The organism is Pseudomonas sp. FW300-N2A2 (genome assembly GCF_017351735.1).
GTDB lineage: Bacteria > Pseudomonadota > Gammaproteobacteria > Pseudomonadales > Pseudomonadaceae > Aquipseudomonas > Aquipseudomonas migulae.
Genome location: NZ_JACNDU010000025.1, coordinates 34580 through 51018, shown reverse-complemented (window position 1 = coordinate 51018; position 16439 = coordinate 34580). Strand labels below are relative to the sequence as shown.

20 protein-coding genes are annotated in these 16439 nt (G+C 59.5%); 1 reads left to right on the top strand and 19 read right to left on the bottom strand.

From position 1 onward, the window contains the following. Positions 1-25: 25 nt before the first annotated feature. The 18 genes from J4E42_RS23490 to J4E42_RS23405 all read right to left on the bottom strand — a co-directional run bounded on the left by J4E42_RS23490 (position 26) and on the right by J4E42_RS23405 (position 14628). A complete protein-coding gene (locus tag J4E42_RS23490) occupies positions 26-742 on the bottom strand; it encodes a FadR/GntR family transcriptional regulator (RefSeq protein WP_008031621.1) in 717 nt (238 codons plus the stop codon). Between the two features lie 206 nt (positions 743-948). Next, on the bottom strand, positions 949-1509 hold the full coding sequence (locus J4E42_RS23485; RefSeq protein ID WP_207286287.1) for a DUF1285 domain-containing protein: 561 nt from the start codon (positions 1507-1509) through the stop codon (positions 949-951). A 16-nt stretch (positions 1510-1525) separates the two neighbouring features. Further along, the gene (locus tag J4E42_RS23480; protein ID WP_008040882.1) at positions 1526-2134 is read right to left on the bottom strand and encodes a DUF4823 domain-containing protein; all 609 of its coding nucleotides are present in this window, start codon (positions 2132-2134) and stop codon (positions 1526-1528) included. A 192-nt stretch (positions 2135-2326) separates the two neighbouring features. Then, positions 2327-3295 (bottom strand): GTP 3',8-cyclase MoaA, encoded by a 969-nt coding sequence (locus tag J4E42_RS23475; protein WP_150631722.1) that lies wholly within the window; start codon positions 3293-3295, stop codon positions 2327-2329. Between the two features lie 138 nt (positions 3296-3433). Then, complete coding sequence (locus tag J4E42_RS23470; RefSeq protein ID WP_008031613.1) at positions 3434-4072, bottom strand: TetR/AcrR family transcriptional regulator; 639 nt, start codon at positions 4070-4072, stop codon at positions 3434-3436. A 342-nt stretch (positions 4073-4414) separates the two neighbouring features. Further along, positions 4415-5200, bottom strand: coding sequence for a TatD family hydrolase (locus tag J4E42_RS23465; RefSeq protein ID WP_008040884.1), 786 nt, complete (start codon positions 5198-5200; stop codon positions 4415-4417). A 15-nt stretch (positions 5201-5215) separates the two neighbouring features. Further along, positions 5216-5572 (bottom strand): PilZ domain-containing protein, encoded by a 357-nt coding sequence (locus J4E42_RS23460; RefSeq protein ID WP_008031608.1) that lies wholly within the window; start codon positions 5570-5572, stop codon positions 5216-5218. 42 nt (positions 5573-5614) lie between these two features. Next, entirely contained in the window at positions 5615-6601 is a 987-nt protein-coding gene (locus J4E42_RS23455; RefSeq protein WP_207286286.1) for a DNA polymerase III subunit delta', read from the bottom strand. Beyond that, complete coding sequence (gene tmk / locus J4E42_RS23450; RefSeq protein ID WP_008040886.1) at positions 6594-7226, bottom strand: dTMP kinase; 633 nt, start codon at positions 7224-7226, stop codon at positions 6594-6596. The genes J4E42_RS23455 and tmk overlap by 8 nt, the downstream gene beginning before the upstream one ends. 19 nt (positions 7227-7245) lie before the next feature. After that, a complete protein-coding gene (mltG, locus tag J4E42_RS23445; protein WP_207286285.1) occupies positions 7246-8466 on the bottom strand; it encodes an endolytic transglycosylase MltG in 1221 nt (406 codons plus the stop codon). 3 nt (positions 8467-8469) lie between these two features. Beyond that, positions 8470-9285 carry an aminodeoxychorismate lyase gene (gene pabC, locus J4E42_RS23440; protein ID WP_207286284.1) on the bottom strand — a complete coding sequence of 272 codons (816 nt, stop codon included), beginning with the start codon at positions 9283-9285 and terminating at the stop codon, positions 8470-8472. Then, on the bottom strand, positions 9285-10529 hold the full coding sequence (fabF, locus tag J4E42_RS23435) for a beta-ketoacyl-ACP synthase II (protein WP_008031595.1): 1245 nt from the start codon (positions 10527-10529) through the stop codon (positions 9285-9287). The genes pabC and fabF overlap by 1 nt, the downstream gene beginning before the upstream one ends. A 108-nt stretch (positions 10530-10637) precedes the next feature. Beyond that, positions 10638-10874 (bottom strand): acyl carrier protein, encoded by a 237-nt coding sequence (gene acpP / locus J4E42_RS23430; RefSeq protein WP_003175607.1) that lies wholly within the window; start codon positions 10872-10874, stop codon positions 10638-10640. 191 nt (positions 10875-11065) lie between these two features. Then, positions 11066-11809: a 3-oxoacyl-ACP reductase FabG gene (gene fabG, locus J4E42_RS23425; protein ID WP_008040890.1), complete on the bottom strand. Its 744-nt coding sequence runs from the start codon at positions 11807-11809 to the stop codon at positions 11066-11068. A gap of 16 nt (positions 11810-11825) precedes the next feature. After that, the gene (gene fabD, locus J4E42_RS23420) at positions 11826-12764 is read right to left on the bottom strand and encodes an ACP S-malonyltransferase (protein ID WP_192227907.1); all 939 of its coding nucleotides are present in this window, start codon (positions 12762-12764) and stop codon (positions 11826-11828) included. Between the two features lie 125 nt (positions 12765-12889). After that, positions 12890-13900, bottom strand: coding sequence for a phosphate acyltransferase PlsX (plsX, locus tag J4E42_RS23415; protein ID WP_081500214.1), 1011 nt, complete (start codon positions 13898-13900; stop codon positions 12890-12892). Positions 13901-13904: 4 nt separating this feature from the next. After that, entirely contained in the window at positions 13905-14087 is a 183-nt protein-coding gene (gene rpmF / locus J4E42_RS23410; RefSeq protein ID WP_003179396.1) for a 50S ribosomal protein L32, read from the bottom strand. Between the two features lie 13 nt (positions 14088-14100). Beyond that, positions 14101-14628 (bottom strand): YceD family protein, encoded by a 528-nt coding sequence (locus tag J4E42_RS23405; protein WP_008031588.1) that lies wholly within the window; start codon positions 14626-14628, stop codon positions 14101-14103. Positions 14629-14733: 105 nt separating this feature from the next. On the opposite strand from J4E42_RS23405, the gene J4E42_RS23400 reads away from it, so the two are divergent. Further along, a complete protein-coding gene (locus tag J4E42_RS23400) occupies positions 14734-15312 on the top strand; it encodes a nucleoside triphosphate pyrophosphatase (RefSeq protein ID WP_207286283.1) in 579 nt (192 codons plus the stop codon). 119 nt (positions 15313-15431) lie between these two features. On the opposite strand, the gene sppA is transcribed toward J4E42_RS23400, so the two are convergent. Then, positions 15432-16421: a signal peptide peptidase SppA gene (sppA, locus tag J4E42_RS23395; RefSeq protein ID WP_008031583.1), complete on the bottom strand. Its 990-nt coding sequence runs from the start codon at positions 16419-16421 to the stop codon at positions 15432-15434. Positions 16422-16439: the final 18 nt, after the last annotated feature.

The window sequence follows — 16439 nt, the reverse complement described above, 5'->3', positions numbered from 1 at the left end:
CCGCTCCCACAGGGGATTAGTGTGATCAGCCGGCTTTTTTGTCGGCCATGACTTTTGGGTAGAAACGTTTGATGGCCAGGTCGGCGTTGTCGATCAGCGTCATGCAAGCCCACACACCGCGTGCCGCGTCGCGGGCGGCGATGGCGTCGGCCATGTCCTTGTGAATCGGCAGCGTGCGGCGCAGTTCGTCCGGATCGGCGGCGGAGACTTCAAAAGACACCGCCAGCAACGCGCCGAGGGCCGGGACCATTTGTTCGATGAATTGATTGTGGCTGGCCGCGAGGATGCACTCGTGGAAAAACTGGTCGGCGCGGTTGTAATCGATGCCGCTGTGCACCGCTCGCTCCAGCGCGTTATAGGCCTGAAGCACCGCCTGCACCTGCTCGACGGTCGCTCGCTCGCAGGCCCAGCGCACGGCCATCGGCTCGATGGTGCGGCGTAAATCGAGGAGGTCGTCGACGAAGTTTTCCGGCAGGCCGCTGCGGGACAGCCAGCCGACGACTTGCGGATCGAAGAGGTTCCAGCGCCGCACCGGCAATACCCGCGTGCCAACCTTCGGCCCGACTTCGAGCATGCCTTTGGCGACCAGGGTTTTGATGGCTTCGCGGATGACGGTGCGGCTGACGCCGAGCTGCTCGCCCAGGTCAGCCTCAACCTTTAGGGTTTCGCCGGGTTTTACCTGGCCCGCCGCAATCCAGCAACCCAGCCAATCGACCGTCGATGCGTGAAAACTGCTGGACATGGGCACCTCGATGCAGGGACGGCACAATGCCGTTCGCGATGGTTGCCCACGCTAATCATCATACGATTGGGTGTCAATTTGATTTTTTGAAAAGCACATAAAACCAATGTGGGAGCGAGCCTGCTCGCGATGGCGGCGTTACAGACAACATTGATATTAATGTTATGCCCCCATCGCGAGCAGGCTCGCTCCCACAGGGATATGTGTTACGGCTCAAGGCCGATGGGGAAGAAGATGCCGCCGCTCCATACGCCCAGCCAACGCTGCCCATCGATTTCACGAGTCACCGCCAGCTCCACCAATTGGTAAAACACATTGCGATGAATCAGCGCTTCGAGATTGGTGCGCACATGCACGTAAGGCGCAGGCTCCTGTGTCACCGGGTCAATCACCACGCGGATCGCATGGTCGGCACCGGCCTCGGCGGTTTCATCCACATGGGTGGTGAAGCGCAAGACCTGGGCTTCACCCTTGCCTTCAACATCCACGGCAATCGCCACGAACGGAGCGTCGTCAACCTTGATGCCGACTTTCTCGACCGGGGTGATGAGGAAATAATCATCGCCGTCGCGGCGAATGATGGTGGAGAACAGTTTGACCATCGGCTTGCGCCCGATCGGCGTGCCTAGGTAATACCAGGTGCCGTCGCGGGCGATGCGCATGTCGATGTCGCCGCAGAAGTCGGGGTTCCACAAGTGGACCGGTGGCAAGCCTTGGGTCTTGGGGATTTGCCCCAACAGGTCGTTGGCTTTTTGCGGGCCACTCATGGCGTTCTCCTTGGAATTACTGGTCGCTGAACCCCAGCAGGCTGCGCGCGTATTGCCGCAGCGGCGGGCCCATCAGGTCTTCAGGTTTTTTGTCGTAGAACGTCAGTAAACCGCCACGACTCTTGATACGTGCAGTATCAATCAAATACTGGGTGCTGGTCTCGATCAACATGATCTGAATCACGCCAGAGTCGATACCGAGACGATCCACGGCTTCCTGATCGAGCCATTCGTCCGTGTTGCCGATACGGTCGTCAGTCTTGGCGAAACGGGTGTAGAGCAGGTAATGCGCACCGACCGCACGGGCTTCGCCCATGGCCTGGTCGAGGCCTTCCGGCGTGCGTGCACGGCGGACCATCGGGAAGTATTCGATAAAACCGTCGAAGGCGACTTCGGCGATCACGTTAGGTCGCGGGTAGACCGCACTGCCCGGCGGCACAAAGGCGCCTTGGGCGATATAGACGAACGAATCCGGCTGAATGCGCAGGTTGTGCACGCGGCGGCTGTCGCTGTGGTCAAGCAGCCCCACGTCGCTCATGTGGTAGCGAGCTTCTTCAGCCATATCGCTGACATTCATGCAGCCACCAAGCGCCAAAACGGCCAGCAGCAAAACCAGGCTACGCATCCTACCCTCCAGAGGCCGGTGACGGAAAACCGGCGAATGGCCATGGGATGCAGCTTCCGCGCCAGCTCCAGAACGTCGTTGCCTGTTCGAACGCATTCGCGGGCAAGCCTCGCTCCTACAGGTTTATGTCGTTCACAAAATTGTGCCAACAACCATCCTGTAGGAGCGAGGCTTGCCCGCGAAGAGGCCCGATCAGCCGCCGATAATCTTCATCACGGTCGCACCACCGGAAAACGCCACTTCCTGCTTGTCACCCAAGGCCTTCACCAAGAGTCGCTGCAACGCCGGCAATGCCTGATGGCGCGGTTTGTCCAGCAGATCGCCGACATAGTGACGGTTGCTCGACGACAGGCAGCCATGCAGCCACCCGGTTGAAGACAGGCGCAGCCGCGAACAGGTTCGACAGAACGGAACACTTTCGTTGGCGATTACCCCGAAATAGCCCTGCCCCGGAATTTCATAGCGCACCGCCGTGGCGTCAACCGGCGCATCGGCCTGGAGATACTCATAGCGATCACCGATCAAGCTCAGCAGTTGCTGAAGGCTGACGAATTGTTGCAGGAATGCGTTGTTGTCGCTGGCCAGGTGGCCCATGCGCATCAGCTCGATGAAGCGCAACTCGTAACCGCGTTCCAGGCAATAATCGAGCAGCGGCATCACCTGATCGAGGTTCTGCCCGCGCAACGGCACCATGTTGACCTTGATCTTCATGCCGGCGGCGCTGGCCTGGTCCATGCCATCGAGCACAGTCGCCAGATCGCCGCCGCGAGCAATGCTGCGGAATGCGCCGGCATCCAGGGTATCGAGGGAAACGTTGATGCGACGAATGCCGGCATCGACCAGCAGGGGCAGTTTTTTCGCCAGCAATTGACCATTGGTGGTCAGGCTGATGTCTTGCAGACCCATCTGCCCGACGGCGGTCATGAAGGCTTCGAGTTTGGGGCTGACCAACGGCTCACCGCCGGTGATGCGCAGTCGTTCGATCCCCGCCGCCTCGATCAAGTAGGCAACGCCGCGTGCCATGGCCTCAGCCGACAGTTCATCCTGCGCAGCGACCAGCCGCTTGCCGTTAGGCACGCAGTAGGTACAGGCGTAATTGCAGGCGGAGGTCAGGCTGATTCGCAGATTACGAAAACGCCTGCCTTGACGGTCAACGATCATGGTCACTCCGGCACAAGGAATTCGGACGACGTAAAACTTGACTCACAAATCAAGTTTTAGCAAGTCCCATGCCTGAGTATATTACTGAGGTACTGCGCCATATAGCGAAATCATGGCGCAATAAGGCAACTGAATGACTCAGCTACTCGGCGTGTCGGTGTCGCGCTTGCGCTTGTTGCCCATGCGCACGCCGATGTCCATCAGGAACTGGAAGAAGCCTTCCTGATCTTCCAGCACATTGCTCCAGAACGGCGAGTGATACAGCGCCACGGCGCCGTGCACCAGCGCCCAGGATGCGCAGTAATGGAAGTAAGGCGGCACGTCTTCGAGCTTGCCTTCGCTGATCCGGCCCTTGATCAGCAGGGTCAGGCGTTCGAAGTTCGAGGCGCGAATCTTGTGCAGCTCCTCGATCATCTCCGGCACCTGATTGCCCTTGACCACCTTTTCTTCCAGGCGATCGAACAAGCGGTAACGTTGCGGATCGCGCATGCGGAATTCGAAGTAGGCCCGGGACAGCGCTTCCTTGTCCTTGTCGACATCGGCCGAATGCAACAGCTCGTTCAAATCGCGCTCGTAATCGAGCATCAGGCGCAGGTAGATCTCCGCCTTGGATTTGAAGTGCTTGTAGATTGTGCCTTTGCCGATACCGACGGCATCAGCAATCATCTCGACGGTGACACTGTCTTCACCTTGGTCGAGGAACAGCTTGAGCGCGGTATCGAGAATTTCTTGCTCACGGCGACGAAATTCACGGACCTTACGAGGTTCTTTATGCATAAGAAAAGGTCTGTCGGGGTCAAAATTCGAAGCCGCGTATTATGCCTAACTTGCGGCAAAATGCACGGATCATCCTTCCATATCTGTGTTTCTAGATGAATTCTGTCAGCACCAGCTTTTAATGAGAACTCTTCCGAAGCGCCTGTATTCCAAAATTGTTTAAAAACCTGGGCCGGTAAACTGGACTCAGCGCAATACTGATCAATACTTCAACTGTCGGCGGGGCATCTCCCCCAAGTGCCGCGTCGATATTGGTACCAACGGACCGCGTACCATTGTTTTACTCCTAATGGTCTTAACCCGGATTCACCCCCCAGAACCCGGGTTTTTTTTGCCTGCGATTTAACCTTTCACATGCGCCAGCGGGAACAGTCGCTTGAAGTTCTCGGTCGTCTGCGCGGCAAATCGCTCGTAGGATTCACCGCGTAGCATTGCCAGAAACTCTGCCACTTCCCGCACATATTGCGGCAGGTTCGGCTTGCCGCGATAAGGGATCGGCGCCAGGTACGGCGAGTCGGTTTCCACCAGCAATCGGTCGGCAGGCACTTTACTGGCCACGTCACGCAGCGCATCGGCATTGCGGAAAGTGACGATGCCCGACAGGGAAATGTAATAACCCATGTCCAGCGCCGCTTTGGCCATGTCCCAATCTTCGGTAAAGCAATGCAAAACGCCGGCCTGGGGCAACGCGGCCTCGCGCAGCAGGTTCAGCGTGTCCGCCCGGGCACCGCGCGTGTGAATGATCACCGGTTTGCCGGTCTGCTGCGCAGCTTGCAGGTGCAGGCGAAACGACTCCTGCTGCAACTCCGCCGCTTCAGGCTCGTAGTGGTAATCCAGGCCGGTTTCACCAATCGCGACCACACGCGGGTGGTTGAGCTCCTGCAGCAGCCAATCCAGCGCTGGCGCAGCACCCGGCTGCACGTCCAGCGGGTGCACGCCGACCGAACAGTCGACATCGTCATAACGTTCGGCCAGGGCTTTGACGTCGGCGGCGTTGTCGACACTGACGCCGATACACAGAAAGTGCCCTACCCCGCGCTGGCGGGCCGCGTCGAGTGCGGCATCCAGCGAGCCGTCATGGGCGGCGAGGTCAAGGCGATCAAGGTGACAATGGGAATCTACGAGCATAAAAAGGGCTGCAACTTACATCGTATGAGTGGGACGGTCGGACTTCAGGGCTCCGGCCAGGTGGGTTTCGATTCGACTGCGCGCGGTGTCATCACCGTCGTTGAACTGCACGCCGACGCCAGCGGCCCGGTTGCCTTGCGCGCCTTTGGGGGTGATCCAGGCAACCTTGCCGGCGACCGGAATTTTCTCCGGCTCGTCCATCAGGTTCAGCAGCATGAATACCTCATCGCCCAACTTGTAGCTCTTGTTGGTCGGGATAAACAGGCCACCGTTCTTGATGAAGGGCATGTAGGCCGCGTAGAGCACGGAGTTGTCCTTGATGGTCAGGGACAAAATGCCGTTGCGCGGCCCCGGATTGACGGCTTCATTCATGCTGACCTCCACTGCTGATGTTCAGAGGATAGGCCCAGTCGGTCACTTCTGGGTAGGCAATGACGCCCATTGCACCAGCAGCGCTTCAAGCAACAGCACCCGATTGAGGTTGGCCTTGCTCATGACTTTCTGGCGCTGGGCGAGGATCCAGTCCTGAATGTTCAGGACTTTGTCCTGAGCGCTTTTCTGCGCCAGATATTGAATCACCTTGCGCATATCGGCCAATCCCAGCCCGTCTTCATCCTGAGTCAGCTGATACCGCAGAATCAGGCTCGACCAGTCGCAGAACCAGTCAAACAGCAACAACAGCGGAATCGCGTTCCAGCCTTCGGCCAGTTGCGTCGGCGATTGCTGCTGCTTGAGCAACTTCTTCACACCGTCGACCACCAGCGCCCGCTGCTCGCGCACGCCCTGGGCCTGCAAATTCACCGCCGCCAGCGGTGAGCCGGCGGCGAGGGTCAGCAGTTCGACGCGCTCTTCTTCCGAGCTGTCCGGTAACACCTTGGCCAGCCACGCAAGGCTCATGGCCTCGCTTGGCAGTGGACAGGCTTGCTGCACGCAGCGGCTTTTGATGGTGGGCAACAGTCGACTGGTCTGGTGACTGACCAGTAACAGCACCGTATCGCCGGACGGCTCTTCAAGGCTTTTGAGCAAGGCGTTGGCGGCGTTGATGTTCATCGACTCGACCGGCTCGATCAACACCACTTTGCGCCCGCCCATCTGCGCAGTCTGGACCACGAAGCTGACCAGCTCGCGGACCTGATCGACCTTGATCGCCTTGTCGGCTTCTTCCGGCTCGAGGATGTAGTTGTCCGGGTGGCTGCCAGCTTTGAGCAGCAGGCAGGATTTGCATTCACCGCAAGCGTCCTGTGCGGTCGGGCGCTGGCACAGCAGGCTGGCCATCAGGCGCTCGGCCAGCGCTCGCTTGCCGATCCCGGCCGGGCCGTGCAGCAGATAGGCGTGCGCATGTTGTTTGCGACCTGCCAACTGCTGCCAGAGGTTGTCCTGCCACGGATAGGCTTCAGCCACGGGTCAGCTCCAGCAGACGCGGCAACAAGGCGTCCAGCGACTGTTGAACCTGCGCCAGCGGCTGGGCGGCGTCGACCAGCACATATCGCGCCGGGTCGGCTTTAGCGCGTTTGAGGAACGCACTGCGCACCGCATCGAAAAACGTCCGGCCTTCGAGCTCAAAGCGATCCAGACGACCGCGAGCGCTGGCGCGGGCGAGACCCACTTCCACGGGCAGATCGAAAATCAGCGTCAGGTCCGGGCGCAACTCGCCCTGAACGAAGCTTTCCAGCGTAGCGATGCGTTCCAGCGACAAACCGCGACCGCCACCCTGATAGGCGTAGGTCGAGTCAGTAAAGCGATCGCACAACACCACCGCGCCACGGGCCAGCGCCGGGCGGATCACGCCGGCCAGATGCTGGGCGCGCGCGGCAAACACCAGCAACAGCTCGGTGTCGGGGTCCATGGCCTCCTCGACTGGCGCCAACAGCACCTCGCGGATCTTCTCGGCCAAAGGCGTGCCGCCCGGCTCGCGGGTCAGCACCACTTCGATACCGGCGGCGCGCAGGCGCTCGGCGAGGTATTCGCGATTGGTACTCTTGCCGGCGCCTTCGGGGCCTTCCAGGGTAATAAACAAGCCAGTCACAGGCAGTCCTTAGTCAGAATCATTGCGGGCTTTGCGGCGCGGTTGCATCCGATTCGGGCGCGGGTGCAGCAGCGGGCTCTTTAGCAGGTTCTTGAATCGTTTCTTGAGCCGGCTCTGGCGGCGTCACTGGTGCCAACGCCTCCGGGGCCGGGTCAGGCGAAGCCGCCGGGATCGGAGCCTGCTCATTCGTCGCCTCTGGCGCGGTGACCGGCGCCGGGCTGGAGCGGTAATCGGCGCGACGCTTGAGCTGAAATTCACGCACCGCGCTGTTGTGAGCATCCAGATCATCGGAGAACACGTGGCTGCCATCGCCGCGCGCGACAAAATACAGACTGTTGCCGGCCACCGGGTTGAGTGCCGCATGGATCGCTTCGCGACCGACCATCGCGATCGGCGTCGGCGGCAGGCCGCTAATCACGTAGGTGTTGTAAGGGGTCGCTTCCTTGAGATGGGCGCGGGTCAACTTGCCGTTGTAGCGATCACCGAGGCCGTAAATCACGGTCGGATCGGTCTGCAACAGCATACCCATTTCCATGCGCCGCACGAACACGCCAGCGATCTGGCCACGCTCTTGCGGTACGCCGGTTTCCTTTTCCACCAGCGAGGCCATGATCAGCGCCTGATAGGGTTCGGTGTATGGCACGTCAGCCGCGCGCTGCCCCCACTCCTTGGCAAGGACTTCGTCGAGGCGGTCGTAGGCTTTTTTCAGCAGCTCGACATCGGTCATGCCTCGCACGAAACGGTAGGTGTCCGGGAAGAATCGCCCTTCCGGAAAGATCCCGGCGTGACCGAGCTTGTCCATCACTTCGCTATCACTCAAGCCGTTCAGCGTCTGCTCAAGTTTTTCATCCTTGGCCAGCGCGGCACGCACCTGATGGAAATTCCAGCCTTCAACCAGCGTCAGGCTGTACTGCACCATTTCCCCGCGTTTCCACAGGTCGATCAGGTTTTCTACCGTCATGCCGGGCTGCATGCGGTACTCACCTTTGTGCAACGGTTGCCCGGCCAGGTTGAAGCGCCAGTACACACGCAACCAGAAAGCGTCCTTGATGACGCCATCGGCTTCGAGTCGATAGAAAGTGCGGGTGGGTGTCGTGCCTTTGGGCACTTCCAGGAGTTGTTCCTGGGTAATGTTCAGCGGCTGTTCCAGCGCCGAATGAATCTTCCAGGCCGAAGCGCCCAGACACAGCCCTGCCAGAACCAGTCCGGTTTCCAGCAGCAGCAAGAATTTACGTCTCACGTATCAAGCATCCAGTAGCGCGCGGGCAATGGTTTGGAGTTTACGGGTGAGCGGCCCAACCGGCCAGCTCAGAGCTGCATAGGCGCGCACCGGCCAAACGCCATACACGCTGTTGCAGATAAAGACCTCATCAGCCCATTGCAGCTGTTCGAGGGTAATGTCGGTGATTTGCGTGGGAATCCCCAGCGACTCGGCTTGAAACAATAATTCGGCGCGCATCACGCCGGCCACACCGCAGCGCTTGAGATCGGCAGTGATCAACACACCATCGCGGACCAGGAACAGATTGCTGAACACACCTTCGATCACCCGCCCGGCCTGATCGAGCATCAAGCCTTCGGCATGCTCGGTGTCTTGCCATTCGGAACGGGCGATGACTTGCTCAAGACGGTTCAGGTGTTTGAGCCCGGCGAGCAAGGGTTGTCTGGACAGTCGTGTGGCGCAAGGAAACAGGCGAACGCCCTGCTCCGCATGTATGACAGGGTAAGCGGCAGGTGGGTTGCCCTGAAGAATGCGTCGGGCCTGGGCCGCAGGGTCGGGCGCGTAACCGCGCAGGCTGTCGCCGCGGGTGAGGATGAGTTTGAGCACGCCCTCGCCCAGTGCTGCGGCGTAGGCCAGCAGCTCGCTGCGGATCAGCGCGTGATCGGCCGTGATCGCCAGGCGTGAACAGCCTTGCGCCAGGCGCGACAGATGCCGGTCCAGCAACAGCGGCTGCCCGTTCCGCACGGCAATGGTCTCGAACAGACCATCACCGTAAGCCAGGCCGCGATCCTTCAGCGACAGAGCGTCAGCCGGCTGACCGTCGACCCAGCTGTCCATCAGTCAGCGAACCGGCGGAACACCAGCGAGCCGTTGGTACCGCCAAACCCGAAGGAGTTGGACAGGACCACATCGATGTCCATGTTGCGCGCGGTGTGCGGCACGAAGTCCAGGTCGCAGCCTTCGTCCGGCTCGTCGAGGTTGATGGTCGGCGGTGCCACCTGGCTATTGATCGCCAGCACACTGAAGATCGCCTCGACTGCGCCCGCCGCACCCAACAGGTGACCGGTCATGGACTTGGTCGAGCTGACCGCCAGCTTGTAGGCGTGATCGCCGAACACCGACTTGATCGCGCAAGCTTCGGCAAGGTCGCCGGCCGAAGTCGACGTACCGTGGGCGTTGATGTACTGGACTTGATCGCTATTGATCTTCGCATCGCGCAGGGCGTTGGAAATGCAACGAGCAGCACCCGCACCGTCAGCCGGCGGCGACGTCATGTGGTAGGCATCGCCACTGGTGCCAAAGCCGATCAGCTCGGCGTAGATGGTTGCGCCGCGAGCCTTGGCGTGTTCCAGCTCTTCAAGCACCAGCGCACCGGCACCGTCGGACAGGACGAAGCCGTCACGGCCCTTGTCCCATGGACGGCTGGCGCGGGTCGGCTCGTCGTTGCGGGTCGACAGCGCGCGGGAGGCACCGAAGCCGCCCATGCCCAGACCGCAAGCGGCCATCTCGGCGCCGCCGGCAATCATCACGTCGGCTTCGTCGTACATGATGTTGCGGGCTGCCATGCCGATGCAGTGCGTACCGGTGGTGCACGCGGTGGCGATGGCGTAGTTAGGTCCCTGTGCACCCAGGTGGATCGACAGGAAACCGGAAATCATATTGATGATCGAGCCAGGCACGAAAAACGGAGAGATCCGTCGTGGGCCGGAATCATGCAGCGTGCGGCTGGTTTCTTCGATATTGGTCAGACCGCCAATACCCGAACCCATGGCCACGCCGATGCGCTCACGGTTGGCGTCGGTGACTTCAAGACCGGCGTTACGCACCGCCTGAAAACCTGCGGCCAGACCGTACTGAATGAACAGGTCGAGCTTGCGAGCTTCCTTGACCGACAGATATTCCTCGACATTGAAGCCCTTTACCGAGCCGCCAAAACGGGTGGAATAGGCAGAAAGGTCGGTGTGTTCGATCAGACCAATGCCACTACGGCCAGCCAGAATGCCCTGCCAACTGCTCGGCACATCCGTGCCCAGTGGCGACAACATACCCATACCGGTGACTACGACGCGTCTACGCGACACAGCACTCTCCTTTTTCAAATGACGACTTTGCATCAGGCCTAAAGAAAAAACCGCACGCCATGATGGCAGTGCGGTTTTTCCATGACAGCAAGCAACGATTACAAACTATTACGCCTGGTGGCTAGTAACGTAGTCGATTGCAGCTTGTACAGTAGTGATCTTCTCAGCTTCTTCGTCAGGGATTTCGGTCTCGAATTCCTCTTCCAGAGCCATCACCAGCTCAACGGTGTCAAGGGAGTCGGCACCCAGGTCTTCAACGAAGGAAGCAGTGTTGACCACTTCTTCTTCTTTAACGCCCAGTTGCTCAGCAACGATTTTCTTGACGCGCTCTTCGATGGTGCTCATACCTTGTTTTCACTCCTAATGGACAAATTCAGGCAGCTGGCCAGTGGGTAAGTGTATAGAAAGACTTTTCAGTTTTTCAACTGAAAGCTTCACTCCTCAAACCCCGTGACCCTCTGCCTATAAATAGATTGCAGCTTTATAACGGATTTTAGACAGCTCGTATGACATTTTTTTGAAGCAACCCGTCACATTTAACTCATGTACATCCCGCCGTTCACCGGGATTGTAGCCCCAGTAACGTAAGCCGCACCGTCGGATGCAAGAAAAGCGACCACAGACGCGATCTCTTGAGCTTGCCCCAGACGACCCAGCGGAATTTGCGCCTGCAAGACTTCACGCTGTGCCTCGGGCAGTTCGCGGGTCATATCGGTGTCGATGAACCCAGGGGCCACCGAGTTTACCGTAATCGAACGCGAACCGACTTCACGCGCCAGAGCACGGCTGAAACCTTCCAGACCTGCCTTGGCGGCAGCGTAGTTTACTTGGCCTGCGTTGCCCATGGCACCCACAACCGAGCCAATACTGATAATTCGTCCCCAACGGGCTTTGGTCATACCGCGCAGAACGCCCTTGGACAGGCGGAACAGACTGTTCAGATTGGTATCGACGACGTCATGCCACTCGTCGTCTTTCATGCGCATCACCAGGTTATCGCGGGTGATGCCGGCATTGTTGACCAGGATCGCCGGCGCACCGAACTGCTCCTGGATGCTCGCCAGCACAGCGGCAACGGATTCGTCGCTGGTGACATTCAGTTCCAGGCCAGTGCCTTGAATACCGTTTTCTTTCAGGGTAGCGGCGATGCGCTCGGCACCCGAGGCGGATGTCGCGGTGCCCACAACAATGGCGCCCTGACGACCCAGTTCCAGGGCGATGGCCTGGCCGATACCGCGGCTCGCACCGGTGACCAGTGCAACTTTACCTTGCAGACTCATGCAAGCTTCTCCTGATTCAGGCCAACGCTGCACGGGCGGCAGCGAAGGCGTCTGGGGTATTGAGGTTGGATGTCGACACGCCTTCGGCGCAGCGTTTGTTCAAGCCTGCCAGCACTTTGCCGGGGCCGCATTCGACCAACTGGGTCGCGCCCTTGGCGGCCAGCGCCTGGACCGATTCAACCCAGCGCACAGGCTTGTAGAGCTGCTCAAGCAGATCGCGCTTGAGGGTTTCGAGATCGGCCGGCACGTTCGCGCTGACGTTTTGTACCACAGGAATCTGTGGCGCCTGCCAGTTGATCGCAGCGATCGACTCGGCGAAACGCTCGGCGGCTGGACGCATCAGCTCGCAATGGGACGGTACGCTGACCGGCAACGGCATGGCGCGTTTGGCACCACGAGCCTTGCAGCCTTCGATGGCGCGCTCGACCGCAGCCTTGGCACCGGCGATCACGACTTGACCCGGAGAGTTGAAATTGACTGCGCTGACCACTTCGCCTTGCGCCGCTTCGGCACAGGCTGCCAGTACGTCAGCATCGTCCAGACCGAGAATGGCAGCCATACCGCCCTGCCCGGCCGGAACGGCTTCTTGCATCAACTGACCGCGACGCTCCACCAGTTTCACCGCGTCGCCCAGACTCAGGCTGCCCGCAGCGACCAGGGCGCTGTACTCGCCCAGGCTGTGACCGGCAACGTAAGCCGGACGCGCACCACCTTCCGCCAGCCACAGACGCCACAAGGCGATCGAGGCGGTCAGAATGGCCGGCTGGGTTTTATCGGTTTGATTGAGTTGCTCTTCCGGCCCTTGCTGGGTCAGTGCCCACAGGTCGTAACCGAGCGCGTCGGATGCTTCTTTGAATGTTTCGAGGACCACCGGATGTTGCGCGCCCAACTCGGCCAGCATGCCGAGGGACTGCGAACCCTGTCCTGGAAAGACGAATGCGAGGGAAGCAGACATGTAACAAGCCCCTAATGATCTTGTCGTCGGAGAATTGACGTCCCGCTTGGGGGACGCAAGAAACTGACAGTTGGATGGCAAATTGAACTGAGCGGTCACATTTAAGCATTGTCCGACGAAAACGCCTAAAGCAACAAATCCTCCAGACGACCGTGAATGCGTTCCGGCAGGTTTTCCTGGATCTCGATCAAGGCCCGCTGAATCGCACTCTGGAAGCCCTGAACCCCTGCCGAACCGTGGCTTTTCACCACAATCCCCTGCAACCCGAGGAAGCTTGCGCCGTTATGCCGAGCAGGCGCCAGATCAGCCTGAAGACGCTTCATCAGCGGCAGCGCCAGGGCGCCCACCATTTTCGATGCGAGGTTTTTTTTGAAAAGCGCTTCAATTCGCCCGGCAATCATGGTCGCCAGACCTTCACTGGACTTGAGCAAAATATTGCCGACAAAACCGTCGCACACCACCACATCCGCCTCGCCACGGTACAAACCGTCACCTTCGACAAAACCGATGTAGTTGATGCCGCGAGCGCTCTGCAACAAGGTCGCCGCCAGCTTGACCTGCTGATTGCCCTTGATGTCTTCGGTGCCGATGTTCAGCAATGCGACCCGTGGACGAACGATGCCCAGGGTTTGCGCCGCGACCGAGCCCATCACCGCAAACTGCAGCAGATGCTCGGCGCTGCAATCGACGTTGGCGCCCAGGTCGAGCAACTGACAGTAACCCTTCTGCGTCGGAATCGCCGCGACCATGGCCGGCCGATCAATGCCCGGCAAGGTCTTGAGCACGAACCGTGACAAGGCCATCAGCGCGCCGGTATTGCCGGCGCTGACGCAGGCCTGAACCTTGCCATCACGCAACAACTCAAGCGCCACGCGCATCGACGAATCCGGCTTGCCACGCAAGGCCTGGGCAGGTTTTTCGTCCATGGTGATCACTTCGGATGCCGGGGTAATCGACAGGCGCGAGCGATCCACAGCCGATTGGCCAGCGATCAATTCTTCAAGAAGGGAGGGTTGACCGACAAGGGTCAGGTGCAGCGAGGGTGTAGCAATCAGACAAGCGAGGCTGGCCTGAACAATGCTGCGGGGACCGAAGTCCCCGCCCATTGCGTCAATCGCGATGACTTGAGCGGACAAGTGATTACTCGTCAGCGCCCTTGTCGATCACTTTACGGCCACGGTATACGCCTTCTGGCGATACGTGGTGACGCAGGTGAACTTCACCGGTGGTTTTTTCTACAGACAGGGTGCTAGCCTCGAGAGCGTCGTGCGAACGACGCATGTCACGGGCGGAGCGGGATTTTTTGTTCTGCTGAACAGCCATAATTGATTAACTCCTAAACGTTTGGGTCACGCTTTAACTGCGCCAATACACTGAACGGGTTGGACCGCGTTACCTCGTCCTCGCTCGGTTCGGGCTCATCGAGACCCGCCGGCTGCTGGCATTCTTCCGGATGATGAGCAGGCACAATGGGCAAGGCGAGCAGAAGCTCCTCCTCGATCAGTGACTGCAGATCCAAAGGATCTTCGCCCAGTTCCAGCACGTCATAACCTTTCGGCAACGACTGGGTATTCGCACCCTCCTTCACCACAGCATAACTGCATTCGCTGTGGATCGGCAGGGTGACCAGCTCAAGACAACGCTGGCAAACCATTTTGACTTCGGTGTCGATAAAGCTGTGGATTACCACAGACTTACGTTCATCTCGTTCAAAAACGAATTTAGCCTGCACCGTACCGACATTGTCGGAAAGCGGGTCGCAGAGTCTCTCCAAATCGGCCAGCAGCAGTTCACCTTGAAGGGTGGTGCCACGGTCAGCCAATTTGCGCGGGTCAACGTGAGGTGGAATCGGGTCATTCAACATAGGCGCAGCATTATAGGGATGCACCCAGCCATGTCAAAGGAAATTCAGCCCTGTCCGTCACCTGGAAGCCTCGCTAGAATTCGCGCCTGTCTTCTGGAGATGCGCATGCTGCCTTTATTACTCGCTTCAAGCTCAGTGTATCGCCGGGAATTGCTGGCCCGCTTGCAGCTGCCGTTCACCTGCAGCTCGCCGGACATCGACGAAAGTCATCGGCCGAATGAAGCAGCCGTCGAACTGGTAAAGCGCCTCGCCGAAGAAAAAGCCCGGGCTCTTGCCGGAAACCACCCCGCCCATCTGATTATCGGCTCTGACCAGGTTGCAGTGCTCGGCGAGCGCATTATCGGCAAACCCCACACCTTCGAAAAGGCTCGCGAGCAGTTGCTGGCCTCAAGCGGCGCCAGCGTAACCTTTCTGACCGGCCTGGCCCTGCTCAATAGCCAGACAGGACACTGCCAGGTCGACTGCGTGCCGTTCACCGTACACATGCGCACACTCGACACCGCACGCATCGAACGCTACCTGCGCGCCGAACAGCCCTACGATTGCGCTGGCAGCTTCAAGGCCGAAGGTTTGGGGGTGAGCCTGTTTCAGCGCACCGAAGGCCCTGACGCCACCAGCCTGATCGGCCTGCCGCTGATTCGCCTGATCGACATGCTATTGGCTGAAGGGGTGCAAATCCCCTGACGGCTGCCGAGTCTTTCACCGATCTTGAGGACGCCATCGCCGGCAAGCCGGCTCCTACAGGATGTGGGCGCCAACAAAAAACCGGCCACTTGGGCCGGTTTTTTTATGTAGCCGGAAGATCAGCGCAGCGACGGACCCTGGAAGCCCATCCACATCGCCAACTGCTCAGCCACGCTGGCACCCAGTTTCTTCGAGAAGCGATCGAACGGCGATTCCTGAACGGTGAAGTCCACCAGCTCTTTCTCGCCAATCACATCTCGCGCTACCGAACTGGCATTACCCAGACCATCGATCAACCCCAGCGGCAGCGCCTGCTCACCGGACCAGACCAACCCGGAGAACAACTCCGGATGCTCTTTGTCCTTGAGTCGGTCGCCACGACCCGTCTTGACGCTGTTGATGAACTGCTGGTGCGTCGTATCGAGTACGCCCTGCCAGAACCGGGTTTCCTCAGGCTTCTGCGGCTGGAACGGATCGAGGAACGACTTGTGCTCGCCCGACGTATAGGTCCGACGCTCGACACCCAGCTTCTCCATGGTGCCGACAAACCCGTAACCGGCCGCCGTCACGCCAATGGAACCCACCAGGCTCGCCTTGTCGGCATAGATCTGATCCGCCGCACTGGCGATGTAATAAGCACCGGAAGCCCCCAGATCGGAGATTACCGCGTAAACCTTGGTGTCCGGGTTCAGGCCGCGCAACCGGCGAATCTCGTCATACACGTAGCCGGACTGCACCGGACTGCCGCCCGGACTGTTGATGCGCAGGATGACACCCTTGACCTTCTTATCTTCGAAGGCAGCACGCAGGCTGCCGACGATGTTGTCAGCACTGGCGGGCTCCTTGTCGGCGATCATGCCCGTCACTTCGATCAGCGCAGTGTAATTGGCGCTGCGAGTGGCGGCTTTTTCCATATCCATCAACGGCGTAAACAGCACCAGTGCGCCAAACAGGTACACAAAGGTCAGCAATTTGAAGAAAATCCCCCAGCGACGCGACCGACGCTGCTCCTGCACGCTGGCGAGCAGGGTCTTTTCCAGCAGCTTCCAGCTTTTTTCGTCACCGCTCTCTGCGCTCGGCTTGGCGGGCGCTTTCCATTCGTCGGTCATGACCATCTACCCCGGCAA